Annotated in this window: 1 protein-coding gene; it reads right to left on the bottom strand. The window is 36.9% G+C overall.

What is annotated here, in order from left to right; genetic code table 11:
* Positions 1–436: 436 nt before the first annotated feature.
* Positions 437–2,197, bottom strand: a complete 1,761-nt coding sequence (locus tag GNF10_RS36460; protein WP_185582248.1) for a GTPase — start codon at positions 2,195–2,197, stop codon at positions 437–439.
* Positions 2,198–2,344 lie beyond the last annotated feature (147 nt).

Here is a 2,344-nt window from a genome sequence, read left to right as displayed (position 1 = left end):
GCTTGGACAGCGCACAGAAAACGGGTTTGAGGTAGTTGATGCTGGGGTTCAAATCTTTGAAAAGAAGGCGAAGGAGGTAAAACCAGAGGTGGGCGCTGCTGTAGCTGAAGCTGGTGCAAGTTCATAGACTTACATCTTGCACCAAGAAAACTTGATGTAATTTAATCACTCAGTAAAAAGCCAAAACCCTTAATTTAGCGATAAAAGCCTATAAAAATGAGGTAGCTTTATTAGGCATCTTTTTACTTTATCTAGGGTTTTACGTAGAGGTGCAAGATATGAGTAGATGCATATCAAGCGCTCACGATCTTCTACAAGAGCAATGAAGTATTGGCTCTTGTAAAAGCACTTTCAATTGCTTATTCCATGTATGGGCGGTGAACTGCAAACATAAATCGTCAAAATTGTCTTGATTGCAGTTCACAACAGGTATTATTCAAATAACTAGGTTTTCTGTCACCTTGGTTATATAACGGAGAATCAAATCAAAATCTTTCCGTACTTCTAATAATTCTTTAACCCAAGTATTAGAAGCTGCGATCGCATTTTCTTCTTCCTGACGAGCTGTTGCAATTCGCTGTTCAATTTCCCCGTAAACTTGTTGTTCAAATTCCCGTAGTTGTGATTCAATCTGATTTTCTAAATCTTTAGCAATTGCTTGAAACTGGCTGGTAATATCACTACGAATATCTGCCATTTGTTTTTCTCGCTGTTGTTCCTGTTGTGCTGTATAAGCATCTGTTGCTAATGAAATTAACGCCACTGCTGGCCCAAGAAACATCGCAGCATTACCGAGATTTTTAGCAATACCAACCGCTTGCCAAGGCTTAAAATCAAAGCCTACAAACTTTCCTACAGCTAACACTGTCTGATGTAAACCGCTACCCGCTACATCCATAGAACGCAAAAAACCACCGCTACTACTAGCAGTAGATAAAAATTCTCGTTTGGCAGAATTGCTGACTTCGACTCCTGCTTTCTCACCAATATCTTTGAGCCAATTAATTTGATCTTTTATTCGTTCTACATCCATATCCCCATTGCCACTATCAGCAGAAACACTTTGTTTTTTTTCTAAGCAAGTTATGAAGGTTTGTACTAGATTACCTTGGAACACTTCTTCAACTTCTTGCCGAATATCTTGAACTGCTGTATTTATTACGTGTTGAAGTTGAGCTTCTGCTTTTTCATAGTGCTGTTTGACATTGATTTCAGTCTGTTTATTCAGCATTGTAAAATCTTGCTCACTTCCAACACCAGCAGCAAGAATTGTACCTTCTTTCGCTATTGCTGCTGACATTTGTAGAGCTATATTATTAACTTTTATACGAAGGCGCTCGCGTTCTTTACGAACTGTGCGAGATAAGCGCGTTAGTACCTCTAAAAAAGCTGAATCTTGGTTATTATCACGTGTAAAACTCAACTGAGCTTCATCAACACAACTGAGCGCTATTCTGACTGGGGTATCAAACCGAGCTAATACTGAACGCTTTTCAACAAACTTATCCAATTCATGCAAAAAAGTTTGGAATCGACTGATATCAATGAGAAAAGCGTCATTTTGATCTACACCTTCATAATAATCCTTAGCATCAATAAAGCATACAGGAAAATCATCTAGTTTATGAGGTTTAATTGCTTCTTGGAGACTTTGACGATAGTTAGCAATTTTTTGTACTTCTTCTCCTGCTTCATCGGACATTTTATTGACAAGCAGCATCATTTTCCAACGATAGCCTTTTTCATAGGCTAATTTTTTAAAATTAGCTACCGTAATCGAATCAAACAGCATATATGTCAAGCAGAAAACTAATAAATCTGCCTTATTTATAGCGCCATAGGTAATCTCATCATGGTCTTTACGGTCTGTAAAAAGTCCGGGTGTATCTACAATTTTAATGCTATTCCAGTCATAACTAGCAGTTTTGTCTGTTGCAATATCAGAATCAATACGAATATCACGCCGTCCTGTAAGAGCAGAAATTGTGGTAGATTTACCAGCATTATATTGACCAACAAAAGCTAATGATAAGATTCCCTCTTGATGATAAGCTTTTAATTCATCACGCAGCTTTTTACGAATGGCTGATAATTCAACGTGTTTACCTTGAGCTAGTATATGGTCAAATTTAACTAAGGTCTTTTTGAATTTATCATTAACAGCAGCAGCATTCAATATTTGTTTATTCTGATTCACGATTATGTTCTTCCTTTATATTTCGTTACTAGCTTGAATAGAAATATCTTCTTGTAAAATTCGTGTGATATCTCTTAAAGATTTGGTTAACCGTAATTTAGATTTAGTATGAATTTTCATACTACTGCCAAAGTCACGCTCTACTTT

The organism is Nostoc sp. UCD121 (assembly GCF_014222285.1).
Taxonomy (GTDB): domain Bacteria; phylum Cyanobacteriota; class Cyanobacteriia; order Cyanobacteriales; family Nostocaceae; genus Nostoc.
This window is presented reverse-complemented; position numbering and strand designations above follow the sequence as displayed.